Annotated in this window: 18 protein-coding genes and 2 pseudogenes; 11 read left to right on the forward strand and 9 right to left on the reverse strand. The window is 61.9% G+C overall.

The window, feature by feature from the left end:
• A pseudogene (locus L9Z73_RS11460) lies at positions 1-129 on the forward strand (phosphoserine phosphatase SerB); the annotation flags it as partial.
• A 52-nt stretch (positions 130-181) separates the two neighbouring features.
• Here L9Z73_RS11460 and L9Z73_RS11465 read toward each other — a convergent pair.
• Positions 182-1,609, reverse strand: a complete 1,428-nt coding sequence (locus tag L9Z73_RS11465) for a coniferyl aldehyde dehydrogenase (protein ID WP_247400258.1) — start codon at positions 1,607-1,609, stop codon at positions 182-184.
• 146 nt (positions 1,610-1,755) lie between these two features.
• On the opposite strand from L9Z73_RS11465, the gene L9Z73_RS11470 reads away from it, so the two are divergent.
• Positions 1,756-2,427: a TetR/AcrR family transcriptional regulator gene (locus L9Z73_RS11470; protein ID WP_247400260.1), complete on the forward strand. Its 672-nt coding sequence runs from the start codon at positions 1,756-1,758 to the stop codon at positions 2,425-2,427.
• Positions 2,428-2,460: 33 nt separating this feature from the next.
• Positions 2,461-3,315 carry a sulfurtransferase gene (locus L9Z73_RS11475; RefSeq protein WP_247400262.1) on the forward strand — a complete coding sequence of 285 codons (855 nt, stop codon included), beginning with the start codon at positions 2,461-2,463 and terminating at the stop codon, positions 3,313-3,315.
• Positions 3,316-3,342: 27 nt separating this feature from the next.
• Here L9Z73_RS11475 and L9Z73_RS11480 read toward each other — a convergent pair whose 3' ends face one another.
• The 4 genes from L9Z73_RS11480 to L9Z73_RS11495 form a co-directional block, all read right to left on the reverse strand.
• On the reverse strand, positions 3,343-4,338 hold the full coding sequence (locus L9Z73_RS11480; protein WP_247400264.1) for a hydrolase: 996 nt from the start codon (positions 4,336-4,338) through the stop codon (positions 3,343-3,345).
• 142 nt (positions 4,339-4,480) lie between these two features.
• Positions 4,481-5,098 (reverse strand): 16S rRNA (guanine(966)-N(2))-methyltransferase RsmD, encoded by a 618-nt coding sequence (gene rsmD / locus L9Z73_RS11485; RefSeq protein ID WP_247400266.1) that lies wholly within the window; start codon positions 5,096-5,098, stop codon positions 4,481-4,483.
• Complete coding sequence (locus L9Z73_RS11490) at positions 5,098-6,585, reverse strand: M16 family metallopeptidase (protein ID WP_247400275.1); 1,488 nt, start codon at positions 6,583-6,585, stop codon at positions 5,098-5,100. The genes rsmD and L9Z73_RS11490 overlap by 1 nt, the downstream gene beginning before the upstream one ends.
• A complete protein-coding gene (locus L9Z73_RS11495) occupies positions 6,578-7,933 on the reverse strand; it encodes a M16 family metallopeptidase (RefSeq protein ID WP_247400278.1) in 1,356 nt (451 codons plus the stop codon). Before L9Z73_RS11495 ends, L9Z73_RS11490 begins: the two co-directional genes overlap by 8 nt.
• Before the next feature lie 341 nt (positions 7,934-8,274).
• On the opposite strand from L9Z73_RS11495, the gene ftsY reads away from it, so the two are divergent.
• From ftsY to rpoH, 4 genes are all read left to right on the forward strand, one after another.
• Entirely contained in the window at positions 8,275-9,627 is a 1,353-nt protein-coding gene (ftsY, locus tag L9Z73_RS11500) for a signal recognition particle-docking protein FtsY (protein ID WP_247400280.1), read from the forward strand.
• Positions 9,624-10,295 (forward strand): cell division ATP-binding protein FtsE, encoded by a 672-nt coding sequence (ftsE, locus tag L9Z73_RS11505; protein WP_247400282.1) that lies wholly within the window; start codon positions 9,624-9,626, stop codon positions 10,293-10,295. The genes ftsY and ftsE overlap by 4 nt, the downstream gene beginning before the upstream one ends.
• On the forward strand, positions 10,292-11,314 hold the full coding sequence (gene ftsX / locus L9Z73_RS11510) for a permease-like cell division protein FtsX (protein WP_247400284.1): 1,023 nt from the start codon (positions 10,292-10,294) through the stop codon (positions 11,312-11,314). The genes ftsE and ftsX overlap by 4 nt, the downstream gene beginning before the upstream one ends.
• Before the next feature lie 129 nt (positions 11,315-11,443).
• Positions 11,444-12,298, forward strand: a complete 855-nt coding sequence (rpoH, locus tag L9Z73_RS11515) for an RNA polymerase sigma factor RpoH (RefSeq protein WP_169376087.1) — start codon at positions 11,444-11,446, stop codon at positions 12,296-12,298.
• Between the two features lie 122 nt (positions 12,299-12,420).
• On the opposite strand, the gene mtgA is transcribed toward rpoH, so the two are convergent.
• On the reverse strand, positions 12,421-13,143 hold the full coding sequence (gene mtgA, locus L9Z73_RS11520) for a monofunctional biosynthetic peptidoglycan transglycosylase (protein WP_247400302.1): 723 nt from the start codon (positions 13,141-13,143) through the stop codon (positions 12,421-12,423).
• Between the two features lie 74 nt (positions 13,144-13,217).
• Between mtgA and L9Z73_RS11525 the strand changes: the two genes are divergently transcribed.
• The 4 genes from L9Z73_RS11525 (at position 13,218) to trmB (ending at position 15,479) form a co-directional block, all read left to right on the forward strand.
• Complete coding sequence (locus L9Z73_RS11525; protein ID WP_247400304.1) at positions 13,218-13,598, forward strand: DUF423 domain-containing protein; 381 nt, start codon at positions 13,218-13,220, stop codon at positions 13,596-13,598.
• 85 nt (positions 13,599-13,683) lie between these two features.
• Complete coding sequence (thiS, locus tag L9Z73_RS11530) at positions 13,684-13,884, forward strand: sulfur carrier protein ThiS (RefSeq protein WP_247400313.1); 201 nt, start codon at positions 13,684-13,686, stop codon at positions 13,882-13,884.
• Positions 13,885-13,949: 65 nt separating this feature from the next.
• The gene (locus L9Z73_RS11535) at positions 13,950-14,744 is read left to right on the forward strand and encodes a thiazole synthase (RefSeq protein ID WP_017845016.1); all 795 of its coding nucleotides are present in this window, start codon (positions 13,950-13,952) and stop codon (positions 14,742-14,744) included.
• A gap of 9 nt (positions 14,745-14,753) precedes the next feature.
• The gene (gene trmB / locus L9Z73_RS11540; RefSeq protein ID WP_247400347.1) at positions 14,754-15,479 is read left to right on the forward strand and encodes a tRNA (guanosine(46)-N7)-methyltransferase TrmB; all 726 of its coding nucleotides are present in this window, start codon (positions 14,754-14,756) and stop codon (positions 15,477-15,479) included.
• A 141-nt stretch (positions 15,480-15,620) separates the two neighbouring features.
• Here trmB and L9Z73_RS11545 read toward each other — a convergent pair whose 3' ends face one another.
• The 3 genes and pseudogenes from L9Z73_RS11545 to L9Z73_RS11555 all read right to left on the reverse strand — a co-directional run.
• Positions 15,621-15,944 carry a DUF3392 domain-containing protein gene (locus L9Z73_RS11545; protein ID WP_003176691.1) on the reverse strand — a complete coding sequence of 108 codons (324 nt, stop codon included), beginning with the start codon at positions 15,942-15,944 and terminating at the stop codon, positions 15,621-15,623.
• 19 nt (positions 15,945-15,963) lie between these two features.
• Positions 15,964-17,166, reverse strand: a complete 1,203-nt coding sequence (gene hemW / locus L9Z73_RS11550; RefSeq protein ID WP_247400357.1) for a radical SAM family heme chaperone HemW — start codon at positions 17,164-17,166, stop codon at positions 15,964-15,966.
• A pseudogene (locus L9Z73_RS11555) lies at positions 17,163-17,267 on the reverse strand (non-canonical purine NTP pyrophosphatase); the annotation flags it as partial. The pseudogene L9Z73_RS11555 and the gene hemW, both read right to left, overlap by 4 nt.
• Positions 17,268-17,387 lie beyond the last annotated feature (120 nt).

Below are 17,387 nucleotides of genomic sequence, written 5' to 3' on the forward strand. Positions count from 1 at the left end.
TTCACCTACTTCGCCAAGCAATTGCAGGCCAAGCTGGGTATCGACTATGTGTTCGCCAACGAGCTGGAAGTGGTGGATGGCAAGGTGACCGGTGTGGCCGTGGAGCCGATCGTCGACGCTCAGCGCAGGTGAATCAGTCAGGCTTGGGTTCATTGTTATCGTTATCCCGAGGGTGGCGGTATCAGCGGATAAACAGCTTCTGGATCAACTTCTGGATCGATTTGCCGTAGGGCGGGTAGATCAACTTCGCGGCGTTCAGGCGTTGCTTGACCAGTACGCCCTTGGCCTTGCTGAACGTGAGGAACCCTTCATGTCCGTGGTAGTGGCCCATGCCCGAAGGGCCGATGCCGCCGAAGGGCATGTCGTCCTGGGCCACGTGCAGCAGGGTGTCGTTCAGGCATACGCCGCCGGAGTGGGTTTCGTGGAGCACGCGGTTCTGTTCGCGCTTGTTGTAGCCGAAGTAGTACAGGGCCAGTGGGCGAGGCCGCTGGTTGATGTAGGCAAATGCTTGATCGATGCCGCGATAAGGCACGATCGGTAGCACCGGGCCGAAGATTTCGTCCTGCATCACCGTCATTTCGTCGCTGACATTCAACAGCAGGCTGTGGGCCATGCGGCGTGCCTGGCCCTGGTCGTACAGGGGGATCAGGGTGGCGCCCTTGTCGGTGGCGTCTTTCACGTAGGCATTCAGTCGGGCCAGTTGCCGCTCGTTGATGATGGCGGTGTAGTCCGGGTTGTCGGCCAGCGTCGGGTAAAACCCGCGAAGCGCTTTGCTGTAGGCCTCGACGAAACCCTCGACGCGATCCTCCGGCACCAGCACGTAGTCCGGCGCCACACAGGTTTGCCCGGCGTTCAGGGCTTTGCCGAAGGCGATGCGTTCGGCGGCGTCCTTGAGGGGCACATCGGCGGAAACGATAGCTGGCGATTTGCCGCCGAGCTCCAGGGTGACCGGAGTCAGATGCTCGGCGGCCGCGCGCATCACATGTTTACCGACGCTGGTGGCGCCGGTGAACAGCAGGTGGTCGAAGCGTAGGCTGGAAAACGCGATACCGACTTCGGCCTCGCCCAGCACCACGCACACCAGGTCTTCAGGGAAAACCTTCGCCAGCAGGGTCTTGAGCAGTTCGCCGGTGGCCGGGGTCGACTCGCTGAGCTTGAGCATCACCCGATTGCCGGCGGCCAACGCGCCCACCAGCGGCCCGATGGCCAGGTACAGTGGATAGTTCCAGGGCACGATCACCCCGACCACGCCCAGCGGTTGATAGATGACTTTGGCCGAGGCTGGCTGGAAGGCAATGCCTACAGCGCGGCGGGAAGGTTTCATCCAGCCCTTGAGGTGTTTGCTCGCATAGTGAATGCCATGCAGGCTGGGCATCAGTTCGGCGAACAGGGTTTCGTCGGCGCTGCGGTGGCTGAAGTCCTGGCTGATCGCGTTGATCAGCGCCTGGCGTTCGTCGCTGAGCACTTCGCGCAAGGCCTTGAGCCATTGTTGGCGCTGCGCGGCCGGCGGCATCGGGTTGGCGGCATAGGCGCGGCGTTGGGCGTCGAACAGGCTCTGGAGTTGATCCAGTGTCTGGGAATTTTGCAGGTAGGCAACGTTGGCAGACATGGTGCAATTCCAGATTGTTATTGGTCTGCCTGAATTTTTAGAGTCATTGCTCTAAATTGTCAAATAACATTGCAGCAACAACTGGATTTATCCCGACAAGGTTAGGCCGTAAGATGGTAGATCACGTGTACAGAAGCTGATCCCCTATGGCACCACGAGTAAAGACCAGCGAGCGCATTGTGCAAACCAGCCTGGAGCTTTTTAACCAGCAGGGCGAGCGCAGTGTGAGTACCAACCATATCGCCGCCCATATGGAAATTTCGCCGGGCAACCTGTACTACCACTTCCCCAACAAGCAGGCGATCATCGCCGTGCTGTTTCGCGAATACGAAGCCTTGGTCGACAGTTTCCTGCGCCCGCCCCAAGGTCGCGCCATGGTGGTGGATGACAAGCGCTTCTACCTGCAGGCGGTTCTGGCCGGCATGTGGCGCTACCGTTTCCTGCACCGTGACCTCGAACACCTGCTGGAGAGCGACCCGGAATTGTCCACCGGCTACCGGCGGTTTTCCCAGCGTTGCCTGATTCAGGGTGGCGCCATCTACCAAGGCTTTGTCGATGCCGGCATTCTCACTATGGACCCGGTGCAAACCGAGGCGCTGACTCTCAATGCCTGGATCATCCTCACCTCCTGGGTGCGGTTTTTGTGTACCACCAATGAAAAATCCACGCATTTGAGCGCCGAAGCGATCAAGCGCGGGGTGTATCAGGTGCTGGTGCTGGAGGCGGGGTTTGTCACGCCGCAGGCAAAAAAAGAGGTGGATGCACTGTTCAAAGAGTTTTACGTGCCGTTGAACCAGGCACTGGAAGAAGTGAAGTAGGACCTTTCCCGAATCTGTTCACAGGAGTCCGTCATGCCGCTTGCCCAACTGATCAGCCCCCAGCAACTGGCCGAGCGCCAACAGCGCGGCGCTCTGGTGCTACTTGACTGCCGCTTTGCCCTGGAAGATCCGGACTACGGCCTGTGCAGCTATGCCGAAGGGCATATCGAGGGCGCGCAATATGCCGACCTGGAGCGTCATCTCAGCGGGCCGGTGACCAAGGGTGTGACCGGGCGTCACCCGTTGCCGCAGGCGCAGGCGTTGGCCGAGCAACTGCGTGTCTGGGGCGTGAACGCCGATACCGATGTGGTGCTCTACGACGACGGCCCCGGTGCCTTTGCTGCCCGCGCTTGGTGGTTGCTGGCCTGGCTGGGCAAGCGCGACGGCGTGTTTATCCTGGACGGTGGCTTGAAGGCCTGGCATTCAGCCGGTTTCCCGTTAAGCCTGGATGCGCCGGTGATCGAGCGCGGCACCTTGGTCGGCGCGCCGGACAATCGCCTGCTGCTGGATGCCGAGCAGTTGCAAAAACGCCTGGGCAAACCGGGCCTGACCCTGATCGACGCGCGCGCTCAGCCGCGCTTTCGCGGCGATGTCGAGCCTATCGATCCGATTGCCGGGCACATTCCCGGTGCGCAATGTGCGGCGTTCACCGAGAACCTCGGCAGCGACGGGCGTTTCCTGCCGGCCGAGCAGCTCAAGCAGCGCTTCGCCGCCCAGTTGCAAGGCCGTTCGCCGGATGAATTGGTTGCGTATTGCGGTTCGGGCGTGACGGCGTGCCATAACCTGTTCGCCCTGAGCCTGGCGGGTTACCCGTTGGGCAAGTTGTATGCGGGGTCGTGGAGCGAGTGGATTACCGACCCTGCGCGGGAAATTGCGACCGGCGACTAAGTTGTCCAGCGTGTAAACCCACATGGTTTAACGGGGTTGTGTCAGCAACCATTGCGGAATCCGCCGCTCCAGGTAGTAACCGGGCCGCTTCAGGGAGCCGTCGACAAACCCCACATGCCCACCCTTGGCCAGCAATTCGAACTCGGTGCAATCCGACAATTCGCTGGCTTCGGGCAGGCTATGGGTGAACACAAACGGGTCATCGGCCGCGTGGATGATCAGGGTCGGCGTGCGGATATCGCCCAGGTAATAACGGCTCGACGCGCGGCGGTAATAGTCTTCGGCGCTAAGGAAACCATGCAGCGGCGCGGTGACCCGGCCGTCGAAGTCCCAGAACGTGCGCATCTTCTCCAACGACCCGAGTGACTCCAGGGCTTTAAGGCCCTCAGCACGACCATCCTGTAAAAAGCGGCTTTGTTTGACGCGGATATACGCGACCATCTCGCGCATGAAGTGCTTCTGATACACCCGCGAAAAGCCCAGGCCGATGCGATCGGCGCACTGATCCAGGCGAAACGGCACCGACACCGCCGCCGCACCTTGCAGCCCCGAATTCGCGCCGGTTTCGCCCAAATGCTTGAGCAGCACATTGCCGCCGAGGGAATAACCCACCGCATACAACGGCGCCAACGGCCGCTTGGCGCGCAGATGCGCAATCGCTGCCGCCAAATCTTCGCTGGCGCCCGAGTGGTAGCTGCGCGCCAACAGGTTTGGCTCCCCCGAGCAACCGCGCCAGTTCAAGGCCGCACTGGCCCAACCTTGGGCGGCGAGGACTTTTTGCAGGCCGGCCACGTAAGGCGAATTGGACGAGCCGGTCAGCCCATGCAGCACCAGTACCAGCGGCGCAAGTGCGTCATGGGGGCCATGCCAGTCGAGGTCGAGAAAGTCGCCGTCGTCCAGCCATAGGCGTTCGCGTGGGCGCTCAAGGTGCGTCGTGGGGCGCCACAGCGGGCCCCACAGCGTTTGCAGGTGCGGATTGCCGAGGCCAAAGGCGGGTTTGAACAGGTCTGAAGAGGGAATCATGACACTCTCTGGGGCACGCGGACTCACTGTGGCGAGCGAGCTTGCTCGCGTTGGGCTGCGCAGCAGCCCCATGAAGAACGCCGCATTTATTCAGTCAGAACACTATTTCAGCCCGGCGCGAGCAAGCCCGCTCGCCACAGGTTTAGACCGCGGGCTGTACCGAGCGCTGCCACAGCGCGTAATACACCCGCCCGGATTTCTGTTCCCGGTGCAGGCGCCAGCTCCCGGGCAGGCCCAGGCTGGACGGCGCGCTCTCGCTTTCGGTGTAGATCCACGCGTCCGGCGCCAGCCATTGGCGCTCTTCGAGCAACGCGCACACGGTCGGCAGCAGGTTCTGGTTGAACGGCGGGTCGAGGAACACCACGTCGTATTCGCTGGCGGCCTGGGTTTCCAGGTAGCGCAGCGCGTCGGCGGTCTGGACCTGGCCGTTGGTGCAGCGCAGGGTGCCCAGGTGTTCCTTGAGGCTGGACACCGCCACATTGCTGGCATCCAGCGCCTGTGCCTGGGCCGCGCCACGGGACAAGGCCTCCAGGAACAGCGCGCCGCTGCCGGCAAACGGGTCGAGTACCTTGGCCCCGGCGATGTACGGCGCGAGCCAGTTGAACAGGGTTTCGCGCACGCGATCCGGCGTTGGGCGCAGGCCCACGACGTCGGGGAAGCTGAGCTTGCGGCTGCCCCATTCACCGCCAATGATGCGCAGTTGGCCCACACCGTTATGCACGTTGTGGACAGGTTTTTTCGGGCGAGATGAACTGGCCATTAATGCTCCGGAACCCCGAGCGGCTGCTCGGCAGGTTTATCAGTGGGGGGCGGTAGTGGCTTTTGCGCAGTCGTCGGGCCGGCGGTCACGATGACCATCTTGTCGGCGCTCAGGTGTTTATTCAAAGCCGCTTTGACCTGTTCTACGGTCAGGGCCTGGGATTGTTTCATGAAATCTTCCAGATAGCTCAGCGGCAGGTTGTAGAAACCCATGGCGCCCAGTTGGCCGACGATATCGGCGTTGCTTGCGGTGGACAGCGGGAAGCTGCCGCTCAGCTCGCGCTTGGCGTCATCCAGCTCCTTTTGTGTCGGGCCGGTCTTGAGATAGTCAGCCAGCACCTCTTCCACCAGGCGCAGGGTGCCGCCGCTCATTTCCGCGCGGGTCTGCAGGTTGATCATGAACGGGCCGCGCACCTGCATCGGTGAGAAGCCGGAGTAGACGCCGTAGGTCAGGCCGCGCTTCTCGCGGACTTCACTCATCAAGCGGGTGCCGAAGCCACCGCCGCCGAGGATCTGGTTGCCCAGGGACAGGGCGGCGTAGTCCGGGTCGGCGCGATCGATGCCGAGTTGGGCGAACAGCAGGTGAGTCTGCTTGGACGGGAACTCGATATGGCTCAAGCCGGCCTTGGGCTCGGTCGGCTGGGCGATCTTCGCCAGCGCCGGGCCTTTGGGCAGTGATGCAGAGACCTTGGCGGTCATGGCTTCGGCCTCGGCGCGGGTCAGGTCACCCACCACGGCAATCACCGCGTTACCCGCGGCGTATGCCTTGGCGTGGAATGCCTGCAACTGCGCCTGGGTGATCTTCGGGACGCTCTCGGCCGTGCCTTCGCTCGGGTGAGCATACGGGTGGTCGCCGTACAGGCGCTTGAACAGCTCCAGGCTCGCCAGTTTGCCGGGGTTCTGCTTCTGGTACTCAAAGCCGGCGAGGATCTGGTTCTTGATGCGCGCCAGGGAGTCGGCGGGGAAGGTCGGTTTGCCGATCACCTGGTCAAACAGCGCCAGGGCGGCGTCGCGCTTGTCGCTGTCGCTCAGGCTGCGCAGGGATACCAGCGCCATGTCGCGAAAAGCGCCATTGCCAAAGTCCGCGCCGAGGCCTTCAAAGCCGCTGGCGATCTGGCTCACATTCTTGCCTGGCACGCCTTCGTTGAGCATGGCGTTGGTCATCAGCGCCACGCCCGGGACGTCGCCGTCCTGGCTGCTGCCGGCGGCGAACAGGATGCGCATGTCGAACATCGGCAATTCGTGGGCTTCGACGAACAGCACCTTGGCGCCTTCGGCGGTGTTCCAGGTTTGCACGTCGAGCTTGCGGTTGGTCGGCGCCTTGCCGTCCAGCTCCGCCAGGGATTGCAGCGTGTTGGCCGACTGGGCTTTTTCCAGGGCCGGGCTGGCGACGGATTCGCTTGGGCGCAGGAAATACACGGCGCTCGCTGCGATCAAGGTGACGGCGATCAGGCCGGGCAGGATCAGGCTGCTTTTGCGATCACTCATGAGCGGTCTCCTCAGGCAGGACATGGGCGACGCTGAGACGTTCGCGGGTGAAGTAAGTACGTGCGGCCTTCTGGATATCGTCCGGGGTCACGCTTTGCAGGTCGGCCAGTTCGGTGTCCATCAGTTTCCAGGACAGGCCGACGGTTTCCAGGGAGCCTATGGCGGTGGCCTGGCTGGTAATGGAGTCACGCTGGTAGACCAAGCCGGCGATGACCTGAGCGCGGATACGCTCCAGCTCTTCGGCGGTCGGCGGCTTGCCTTTGAGTTCTTCCAGCAGGCGCCACAGGCCGGCTTCGGCTTGGGCGATGGTCTTTTTCTTCTGTTGGTTGGGGGTGGCGCTCAGGGTGAACAGGCTGTCACCGCGGGTGTAGGCGTCGTAGTGGGTGGAGGCGGCGGATACCAGCTCTTCACCCCGTTCCAACTGTTCCGAAATACGTGCGCTGTAGCCGCCATCGAGCAGGGCCGAGATCAGGCGCAGGGCTTGTACCGAGCGTTTGTCTGTCGCGGTGGCCAGGCCGGGCACGTTGAAGCCCAGGATCACGCTCGGCAGTTGGGTTTGCACATGCAGGGTCAGCAAGCGCTCGCCGGGCTCGGCCAGTTCCAGCGGGATCTTGGCCGGCGGTACATCACGCTTGGGGATTGGGCCGAAGTAGCGCTGGGCCAGGTTCTTCACCTCGTCCGGGGTCACGTCGCCCACTACTACCAGGGTGGCGTTGTTCGGCACATACCAGGACTGGTACCAGTGGCGCAGCTCTTCGACCTTCATGCGTTCCAGGTCGGCCATCCAGCCGATGGTCGGCGTGTGATAGCCGCTGGCCGGGAAGGCCATGGCCTTGAAGCGCTCGAAGGCCTTGGACATCGGGTTGTCGTCGGTGCGCAGGCGGCGTTCTTCCTTGATTACCTCGATCTCGCGGCTGAACTCGTCGGCCGGCAGGCGCAGGCTGGCCATGCGGTCGGCTTCGAGTTCGAAGGCGACGCCCAGGCGGTCACGCGCCAGCACCTGGTAATAGGCGGTGTAGTCGTCGCTGGTGAAGGCGTTTTCTTCGGCGCCCAGGTCGCGCAGGATCAGCGAGGCTTCGCCGGGGCCGACCTTGGCGCTGCCCTTGAACATCATGTGTTCCAGGGCGTGGGACAAACCGGTCTGGCCCGGGGTTTCGTAGCTCGAGCCGACTTTGTACCAGACCTGGGAAACCACCACCGGCGCGCGATGATCTTCGCGCACGACCACTTTGAGGCCGTTATCCAGGGTGAATTCATGGGTGGGTTGTGGGTCGGCAGCCAAGGCTGAGAGGGGCAGACAAACTGTGCTGAGCAGCAGGCCTGCGGCGCGGCGGGCTAGAGCATTCATTCGTTTTTAAACCTGTTGGGCTGCCCGCTTGGTCTTAGCGTCGGCGGGCGAGGAGGTGCTAGGATACTGATCCGATTTGGGGACGGCCACTGCGGTCGTCATCTTGTTCCGGTCCCAGTCGTAGGAATGTTGAAAAAGAGGGTGATTTTCCCCGATAATCTTCAGCTTTTCGCCGATTTTATCGCTTCAGTTTCATATTGAATCGATTTGTTGAGGCGCTTATTTACGCCTCACAAAATGTTGCGCATGAACGAGCGAGCGTTAAAGCAGTCTGTTCTTCATTGAATTTTTATTTACCGAGGCGCCCTTGGCGCGTCGCTACCTTGAGATAGCCGTCCTCCATGTTTGGTTCCAACGACGACAAGAAGAGCCCAGCTGCGGCTGGCGAGAAAAAAGGCCTGTTCGGATGGCTGCGCAAAAAGCCGCAGGAAACCGTCGTCGAACAGCCGCAGGTTCAATCTGAGCCGATCCCTGAACCCGTCGTAGACGCCGCACCGCCGGCGCCGGTGGTGTTGCCGATGGCTGAACCGGTATTGCAGCCGGTGGTGCAAGCCGAGCCCGAGCACAAGCCGTGGCTGGAACTGCCGGTGGCCGAAGAGCCCGTGGCACTGGTCGACGATGTGCAGACCGAGCATGTGACGCCGCCGATTCCGCTGGTTGAACCGGTGGTGGTCGAGCCGACTCCCGCGCCTGTTGTGGTCTTCGCGCCTGCCGTGATCGAGCCGCCTGCCGAGCCGGCGCCCGTTGCTGCTGCCGAAACCAGCAAAACCGGGTTCTTCGCCCGCCTCAAGCAAGGCCTGAGCAAAACTAGCGCGACCATCGGCGAAGGCATGGCCAGCCTGTTCCTGGGCAAGAAGACCATCGATGACGAACTGCTGGAAGACATCGAGACTCGCCTGCTGACCGCCGACGTGGGCGTCGAAGCCACTGCCGTGATCATCCAGAGCCTGACCCAGAAGGTCGCGCGCAAGCAGTTGACCGACGCCGATGCGCTGTACAAATCCCTGCAGGCCGAGCTGGCCGCGATGCTCAAACCGGTGGAAGCGCCGCTGGTGATCACCCCGAAGACGCCGTTCGTGATCCTCGTGGTGGGCGTCAACGGCGCCGGCAAGACCACCACCATCGGCAAACTGGCCAAGAAGCTGCAGTTGGAGGGCAAGAAAGTCATGCTCGCCGCCGGCGATACCTTCCGTGCCGCTGCCGTCGAACAGCTGCAAGTCTGGGGCGAACGCAACAAGATCCCGGTGATCGCCCAGCACACCGGCGCCGATTCCGCCTCGGTGATCTTCGATGCCGTGCAAGCCGCCAAGGCCCGTAACATTGACGTGCTGATCGCCGATACCGCCGGTCGCCTGCACACCAAAGACAATCTGATGGAGGAGCTGAAGAAAGTGCGCCGCGTGATCGGCAAGCTCGACGCCGAAGCCCCGCACGAAGTCTTGCTGGTGCTCGACGCCGGTACGGGCCAGAACGCCATCAGCCAGGCCAAACAATTCCACCAGACGGTGCAATTGACCGGCCTGGCATTGACTAAGCTCGACGGCACGGCCAAGGGCGGCGTGATCTTTGCCTTGGCCAAACAGTTCGGGTTGCCGATTCGTTACATCGGCGTTGGTGAAGGTATCGACGACCTGCGCACCTTTGAAGCCGAACCCTTTGTCCAGGCACTGTTTGCCGAGCGGGAGCGTTCATGATTCGATTCGAACAGGTCGGTAAACGCTATGCCAACGGGCATGTCGGCTTGCATGAGCTGAGCTTTCGAGTACGTCGCGGCGAATTCTTGTTTGTCACCGGCCATTCGGGCGCCGGTAAAAGTACCCTGTTGCGCCTGCTGCTGGCCATGGAACGCCCGACCACCGGCAAACTCCTGCTGGCGGGCCAGGACCTGGCCACCATCAGCAATTCGCAGATTCCGTTCCTGCGCCGCCAGATCGGCGTGGTGTTCCAGAACCACCAGTTGCTGTTCGATCGCACGGTGTTCAATAACATCGCGCTGCCGTTGCAGATCCTTGGGCTGTCCAAGGCCGAAATCATCAAACGTGTGGACTCGGCCCTGGAGCGCGTGGCGCTGTCGGACAAGACCGACCTCTATCCCGGCGACCTGTCCACCGGCCAGCAACAGCGCGTCGGCATTGCCCGCGCCATCGTCCACCGCCCGGCCTTGCTGCTGGCGGACGAACCCACCGGTAACCTCGACCCGCGCCTGGCGGCCGAGATCATGGGCGTGTTCGAAGACATCAACCGCCTGGGCACCAGCGTGCTGATCGCCAGTCACGACCTGGCACTGATCGCGCGCATGCGCCATCGCATGCTGACCCTGCAACGCGGTCGCCTGATCGGTGACGGGGAGGCTGGCGTATGAGTGCGACACGCAGCCCCAAGGTTTCCGAGCGCGTGGCGCCGAAACCGGCCGACCCGCAACCGAAAAAGAAAAAACACGACGAAGACGATGGCCCGGACTTCTCCACGCTGCTGCGCTCCTGGGTCGAAAACCACCGTGCCAGCTTGCTCGACAGCCTGCGCCGCCTGGGCAAGCAGCCAATCGGCAGCTTTTTCACCTGCATGGTGATGGCAGTGGCCTTGAGCCTGCCGATGGGCTTGTCACTGCTGCTTAATAATGTGGAGCGCCTTGGCGGTTCCTGGCAGCGCGCGGCGCAGATTTCGCTGTACCTGAACCTGGATGCCAGCGCCAAAGATGGCGAGGCCTTGCGCGAAGAGATCAAGAACCTGCCGGGCGTGGCGGATGCCGAGTACATCAGTCGCGATCAGGCCCTTGAGGAATTCCAGCAACAGTCGGGCTTGGGTGAGGCGCTCAAAGAGCTGCCGCAGAACCCACTGCCGGGCGTGGTGCTGGTGACGCCCAATGAAGTCGACAAGCCAGCCCTGGAAGCCCTGCGACAAAAACTCGCAGAGATGCCCAAGGTGCAACAGGCGCAACTTGATCTAGTCTGGGTGGAGCGCCTGGCGGCGATTCTCAAGCTGGGTGACCGCTTTGTGTTCGGCCTGACGGTATTGTTGGTGTCTGCATTACTTTTGGTGATAGGTAATACCATTCGTCTTCATATTGAAAACCGCCGCACCGAGATAGAAGTGATTAAACTGGTCGGCGGCACGGACAGCTATGTGCGTCGTCCTTTTCTGTACATGGGCGCGCTTTATGGCTTCGGTGCGGGGATTTTGTCCTGGGGCTTATTGGCGTTCGGCCTGGACTGGCTGAACGACGCGGTCATCGGGCTGGCCGGCTTGTACGGCAGTGATTTCGCCCTGGCCGGAGTGCCGGTCGCAGATGGTCTCTCGCTCTTGCTTGGCGCGGTCTTGTTGGGGTATATCGGTGCGTGGATTGCGGTCGCACGGCATTTACGTGAGCTGGCACCGAAGTAGTTAATGTCAGATTAATGTGGTTTCGTTTGTATTGACCGTATCAGTGGTTTAGGGAACTTGTCCTACGGTTCCCGGTCAATTTTCGCAGTGCTGAACTGCACGAGTTATGTGAGTCGGAGGTTTTTTCGTATGACCACTTCTTTGCAACCTGTCTATGCCTTGGCCCCGGGTGCGAACCTTGAGGCTTATGTGCATACGGTTAACAGCATTCCATTGCTGACGCCGGAGCAGGAGCGTGAACTGGCCGAGAGTCTCTACTATGAGCAGGATTTGGGGGCGGCTCGGCAGATGGTGCTCGCCCACCTGCGTTTTGTCGTACATATCGCCCGTAGCTATAGCGGCTACGGCCTGGCCCAGGCAGACCTGATCCAGGAAGGCAACGTCGGCCTGATGAAGGCTGTGAAGCGCTTCAACCCGGAAATGGGTGTGCGCCTGGTGTCGTTCGCCGTGCATTGGATCAAGGCGGAAATCCACGAGTTCATCCTGCGCAACTGGCGCATCGTGAAAGTCGCGACCACCAAGGCCCAGCGCAAGCTGTTCTTCAACCTGCGCAGCCAGAAAAAACGTCTGGCGTGGCTGAACAACGAGGAAGTCCACCGCGTGGCCGAAAGCCTTGGTGTGGAACCGCGTGAAGTGCGCGAGATGGAAAGTCGCCTGACCGGCCATGACATGGCCTTCGACCCGGCCGCCGAAGCGGACGACGACAGCGCCTTCCAATCGCCGGCCAACTACCTGGAAGACCACCGGTACGACCCGGCGCGTCAACTCGAAGATGCCGATTGGAGCGACAACTCCAACCACAACCTGCACGAAGCGCTGGAAGTGCTGGACGACCGTAGCCGTGACATCCTCTACCAGCGCTGGCTGGCCGAAGAAAAAGCCACGCTGCACGACTTGGCGCAGAAGTACAACGTGTCGGCCGAGCGAATTCGTCAGCTTGAGAAAAGCGCGATGAACAAGCTGAAGCTGTCGATCGCTGCTTAAAAGTGTGGGAGGGGGCTTGCTCCCGATAGCAGAGTGTCAGTCGACATCAAGGTGACTGATCCACCGCTATCGGGGGCAAGTCGAATCGTCGCACCGCCCCTCCCACATTTGTCTGTGTTGTGTTAGTCGGACCAGGGTGCCTTGCGCGAATTGTTCAACTCAACCAAATAGCCATCCCCACCCAACTGGCCCATCTGCTGGCGAATCCACGCCGCCCGCCGCGCCACATACGCCGTCGGATGGCTGGCGCTCCACACCCGCGGATTGGGCAACACCGCCGCCAGGTAGCTGGCCTGCTGCCGAGAAAGCGCCTTGGCACTCACCCCAAAGTGATGGCGCGCCGCTGCTTCGGCGCCGAACACCCCTTCATCCCATTCCACGCTGTTGAGGTATACCTCAAGAATCCGCTGCTTGGGCCACAGTACTTCGATCAGCCCGGTAAACCAGGCCTCCAGGCCCTTGCGCAGATAACTGCGGCCGGCCCACAGGAACAGGTTCTTCGACACCTGCTGGCTCAGCGTACTGGCGCCACGGATCGAGCCGCCGCGCTCGTTGTGCAGGATTGCCGCCTGGATCGCGCCAAAATCGAAGCCCCAATGCTCGGGGAAACGCTGGTCTTCACCCGCCATCACCGCCACTTTGAGGTCGTTGGAAATCTCATCCCACGGCACCCAGGTGCGCTGCAGGTCAATCGGCTCGCCGTCAAACCAGGACTCGATCTTGCGCTCCACCATCAGCGCGGTGAACGGCGGCGGTACGACACGAAACAGCAGCACCAGCAACACGCTGCCGATGGCAAACCATTTCACGACTTTGAAAACACGACTGAAGAGGATACGCAGCATAGAGATGGCTTGGCCGAACCCGTTGAGCGGGCCATTATACAGACCCTGCCCAATGAGTCTGACTGGAGTTCCTCATGCTGCGTGGCTTTCTGATGTTGGCTGCCTTTTTCGGCTTCACCGGTGTCGCTCTCGGTGCGTTCGCCGCCCACGGCCTGAAAAACCGCCTGAGCGCCGAGTACCTGGCGATCTTCCATACCGGCGTGACCTACCAATTGGTCCACACCCTGGCGCTGTTCGGCGTGGCGCTGCTCGCCGCGCACCTGCCCGGACGCCTGGTCACGTGGGCGGGCGTGTCGTTTGTCGTCGGCATCCTGCTGTTCTCCGGCAGCCTGTACGTGCTGACGATGACCGGCATCAGCAAGCTCGGCATCATCACGCCGTTTGGCGGCCTGGCGTTTCTGCTCGGTTGGTTCCTCCTGGGGCTGGCGGCGTGGCGCTTGCAACTGGCGGCTTGAAGCGCGCCGCTGATCAAAGGGTCTTGGGCCAGCTACGCCAATCGGGCTAGAATGCTTGCCCCTAAAAACGATGGCGGCCCATGGCATGCGCATTCAGTTGAACGGCGAATCCCTTGAACTGCCCGACGGCGAAACCGTCGCGGCCCTGCTGACCCGTCTGGACCTGACCGGGCGTCGCGTCGCAGTGGAACTCAACCAGGATATCGTCCCGCGTAGCCAGCACGCCGAGACCGCGCTCACCGAAGGTGATCAGGTGGAAGTGGTCCACGCCATCGGCGGCGGCTAGTCCTTCGCGCCACGCCTACGTGGCCCCGAATTCTGCAGAACCTCACCCCATTTCGAGGATTTCCCATGAGCATCGTTCGTAGCGACAAGCCCTTCGTCCTGGCCGGTCGTACCTACCAGTCCCGTCTGCTGGTCGGCACCGGTAAGTACCGCGACATGGAAGAAACCCGCCTGGCCATCGAAGCCTCGGGCGCCGAGATCGTGACCGTGGCCGTGCGCCGCACCAACATCGGCCAGAACCCGGGCGAACCGAACCTGCTGGATATCCTGCCGCCGGACCGCTACACCATCCTGCCGAACACCGCTGGTTGCTACGACGCCATCGAAGCCGTGCGCACCTGCCGCCTGGCCCGTGAACTGCTCGACGGCCACAATCTGGTGAAGCTGGAAGTACTGGCCGACCAGAAAACCCTGTTCCCCAACGTGATCGAAACCCTCAAGGCCGCCGAAACCCTGGTCAAGGAAGGCTTCGACGTGATGGTCTACACCAGCGATGACCCGATCATCGCTCGCCAACTGGCTGAAATCGGCTGCATCGCCGTGATGCCGCTGGCCGGGCTGATCGGCACTGGCCTTGGGATCTGCAACCCGTACAACCTGCAGATCATCCTCGAAGAAGCCAAGATCCCGGTGCTGGTGGATGCCGGCGTGGGGACTGCCTCCGACGCCACCATCGCCATGGAACTGGGCTGCGAAGCGGTGCTGATGAATTCGGCCATCGCCAATGCCCAACAGCCGATCATGATGGCCGAAGCCATGAAACACGCCATCGTCGCGGGCCGCCTGGCCTACCTCGCCGGGCGCATGCCGAAGAAACTCTATGCCAGCGCCTCCTCGCCGCTGGATGGTCTGATCAAGTAAGAGCCATTGATGACTGAATCAAACGAAACGCCGAACACCGTGGAACAGGGCGACGAGTCCAAACACCGCCGCATCAAGAGTTTTGTGATGCGCGCCGGTCGCATGACCGAAGGCCAGCAAAAGGGCCTGGAGCAAGGCACGCCGCTGTTCGTCCTGCCCCTGGCCGACGCGCCGGTGGACTATGACCAAGTGTTCGGCCGTTCGGCCCCGCGCTCCCTGGAAATCGGCTTCGGCATGGGCCACTCCCTGCTGGACATGGCCGCAGCCGCGCCGGAACAGGATTTCATCGGTGTGGAAGTCCACCGCCCGGGTGTCGGCGCGCTGCTCAATGGCGTGCTGACTCAGGGTTTGACCAACCTGCGGGTCTACGACTGCGACGCGATTGAAGTGCTCAACCGCTGCATCGCCGACAACAGCCTCGACCGCCTGATGCTGTTTTTCCCGGACCCATGGCACAAAAGCCGTCACCACAAGCGCCGCATCGTCCAGGCGTCCTTCGCCGAGTTGGTGCGTAGCAAGCTGAAAGTCGGCGGCATCCTGCACATGGCCACCGACTGGGAACCCTACGCGGAATACATGCTGGAAGTGATGAACGTCGCCCCCGGCTACCGCAACCTGGCCGAAGACGGCAAATGCGTGCCACGCCCGACCGAACGCCCGATCACCAAGTTCGAACGTCGCGGCGAGCGGTTGGGGCATGGGGTGTGGGATTTGAAGTTCGAGAAAGTCGACTGACAAGTCATTGGCTTGGAATGCGATAAAAAATGTGGGAGGGGGCTTGCCCCGATAGCGGTGGGTCAGCCATAGAGTGGTTGACTGATACTCTGCTATCGGGGGCAAGCCCCCTCCCACATTGTTTTGTATCTGGGTTTGAGATCAGCGGCGGTCTGCGACGACGCCGATCAACACCAGCACCACCACCAATACCGGCGCCAGGCTGTAGTTATTGAACTGGCTCAACCCCCGCACAATCCACGGGGTGGCGTAGATCAGCGCCGCGCCGCTGCCGATCATGCACAGCAGGGCCATCAACGGCACGCGCAAGGCGCCGGCGATGCTGCCCAGGCGGGCTTCGACCCAGCCTTTGATGTCGGCGCCGAACAGCACCAACAGGCAGCCGACGAGGGCCAGGGAGATTTCCGACAGGTTGCTGCGGCTCCAGCGGGACACGGTGGCGAGCAGGTCGAGTACCAAATCCATTCGATTTCCTTAAGAGCGATCAGCTCAAAAACTTCTGCAGCAGGTCATTGAGAAAGAGTTGCCCGCGGTCGGTCGCCGCCAGGCGTGACGGTTCGACCTGCATTAAGCCACTTTGTTCTGCTTCGGTGCGGCCTTGCGCGAGGCTCGTCGGGGCCAGCCCGGTGCGTTCGGCGTAGAGCCTGGCGTCGACGCCTTCGGTGAGGCGCAGGGCGTTCATCAGGAACTCGAACGGTAGCTCTTCGTTGGTCAGCTCCTTCGCGCCGGCCAGGAAACTTTTGTCCGGGTTTAGGTAGTCCTTCGGTGCGCGGGTCTTCCAGGTACGGACGATGCGCCCGTCCGGGTGGCTGAGCTTGCCATGGGCGCCAGCGCCGATGCCGATGAAGTCACCAAAGCTCCAGTAGTTGAGGTTGTGTCGCGCCGCACGGCCCGGTTGCGCATAGGCCGAGACTTCATATTGCGCGTAACCGTGTTCGGCCAGCAGCGCCTGGCCGGCTTCCTGGATATCCCACAGGGTGTCGTCTTCCGGCAGCGTGGGCGGTTGGTTCCAGAATACGGTGTTGGGCTCCAGGGTCAGTTGGTACCACGATAAATGGGTCGGATTGAGCGCGATGGCCTGGCGCAGGTCGCTCAGAGCGTCGTCCAGGGACTGATCGGGCAAACCGTGCATCAAGTCCAGGTTGAAGTTGTCGAACCCGGCCTGGCGCGCCATGCCGGCGGCGCGCACGGCTTCATCGCCATTGTGGATGCGGCCCAGGGCTTCGAGTTTTTCCTGCTGGAAGCTCTGGATGCCGATGGACAGGCGATTGATTCCCAGCTTGCGGTAAGCCACGAACTTTTCTTGCTCGAACGTCCCCGGGTTGGCTTCCAGGGTGATCTCGATGTCGTCGGCAAACGGGATGCGCGCTTGTACGCCCTTGAGCAGGCGGCCCAGCGCGACGGCGCTGAACAGGCTCGGCGTGCCGCCACCGAAGAAGATCGAGCTCAGCTCCCGACCATAAACGGCGTGTAGGTCCTGATCGAGGTCGGCCAGCAGCGCGTCGACGTACTCTTCTTCCGGTAACACTGGGCTGGCGGTGTGGGAGTTGAAGTCGCAATAAGGGCATTTGCGCACGCACCACGGGATGTGGATGTACAGCGCCAGGGGCGGCAATTGGGGCAGGGCCGCACGGGGTGTTTGCGCGCCGCCGTGGATCAGCGGCTGCGCAGAGGTGTTCTCGGTCATTTCAAGCTCAGGCGTTGGCGCAGCAAAGCCATGGCGCGGGCGCGGTGGCTGATCTGGTTTTTGTCGGCCGGGCTCAGTTCGGCGCTGGAGACATTGCGCTGGTTAAGAATCGGTGCTTGAGGCATCGAGGGACTCCTTTATCGATGAGCGAATTCAATGGCATTAAGTGCAGACACTGGCCAAGGCGCCGAGGTTCGACATAGTTGCCGCCCGGTAGCAAA

The organism is Pseudomonas emilianonis (assembly GCF_023072625.1).
GTDB lineage: Bacteria > Pseudomonadota > Gammaproteobacteria > Pseudomonadales > Pseudomonadaceae > Aquipseudomonas > Aquipseudomonas paraveronii.

Excerpts from the sequence above, each read along its gene's own strand:
- ftsE (WP_247400282.1), top strand. The coding sequence starts at position 9,624 with ATGATTCGATTCGAACAGGTCGGTAAACGCTATGCCAACGGGCATGTC.
- L9Z73_RS11475 (WP_247400262.1), top strand. The coding sequence starts at position 2,461 with ATGCCGCTTGCCCAACTGATCAGCCCCCAGCAACTGGCCGAGCGCCAA.
- hemW (WP_247400357.1), bottom strand. The coding sequence starts at position 17,166 with ATGACCGAGAACACCTCTGCGCAGCCGCTGATCCACGGCGGCGCGCAA.
- L9Z73_RS11525 (WP_247400304.1), top strand. The coding sequence starts at position 13,218 with ATGCTGCGTGGCTTTCTGATGTTGGCTGCCTTTTTCGGCTTCACCGGT.
- mtgA (WP_247400302.1), bottom strand. The coding sequence starts at position 13,143 with ATGCTGCGTATCCTCTTCAGTCGTGTTTTCAAAGTCGTGAAATGGTTT.
- L9Z73_RS11535 (WP_017845016.1), top strand. The coding sequence starts at position 13,950 with ATGAGCATCGTTCGTAGCGACAAGCCCTTCGTCCTGGCCGGTCGTACC.
- rpoH (WP_169376087.1), top strand. The coding sequence starts at position 11,444 with ATGACCACTTCTTTGCAACCTGTCTATGCCTTGGCCCCGGGTGCGAAC.
- L9Z73_RS11470 (WP_247400260.1), top strand. The coding sequence starts at position 1,756 with ATGGCACCACGAGTAAAGACCAGCGAGCGCATTGTGCAAACCAGCCTG.
- L9Z73_RS11545 (WP_003176691.1), bottom strand. The coding sequence starts at position 15,944 with ATGGATTTGGTACTCGACCTGCTCGCCACCGTGTCCCGCTGGAGCCGC.
- trmB (WP_247400347.1), top strand. The coding sequence starts at position 14,754 with ATGACTGAATCAAACGAAACGCCGAACACCGTGGAACAGGGCGACGAG.
- rsmD (WP_247400266.1), bottom strand. The coding sequence starts at position 5,098 with ATGGCCAGTTCATCTCGCCCGAAAAAACCTGTCCACAACGTGCATAAC.
- thiS (WP_247400313.1), top strand. The coding sequence starts at position 13,684 with ATGCGCATTCAGTTGAACGGCGAATCCCTTGAACTGCCCGACGGCGAA.
- L9Z73_RS11480 (WP_247400264.1), bottom strand. The coding sequence starts at position 4,338 with ATGATTCCCTCTTCAGACCTGTTCAAACCCGCCTTTGGCCTCGGCAAT.
- ftsY (WP_247400280.1), top strand. The coding sequence starts at position 8,275 with ATGTTTGGTTCCAACGACGACAAGAAGAGCCCAGCTGCGGCTGGCGAG.
- ftsX (WP_247400284.1), top strand. The coding sequence starts at position 10,292 with ATGAGTGCGACACGCAGCCCCAAGGTTTCCGAGCGCGTGGCGCCGAAA.
- L9Z73_RS11490 (WP_247400275.1), bottom strand. The coding sequence starts at position 6,585 with ATGAGTGATCGCAAAAGCAGCCTGATCCTGCCCGGCCTGATCGCCGTC.
- L9Z73_RS11465 (WP_247400258.1), bottom strand. The coding sequence starts at position 1,609 with ATGTCTGCCAACGTTGCCTACCTGCAAAATTCCCAGACACTGGATCAA.
- L9Z73_RS11495 (WP_247400278.1), bottom strand. The coding sequence starts at position 7,933 with ATGAATGCTCTAGCCCGCCGCGCCGCAGGCCTGCTGCTCAGCACAGTT.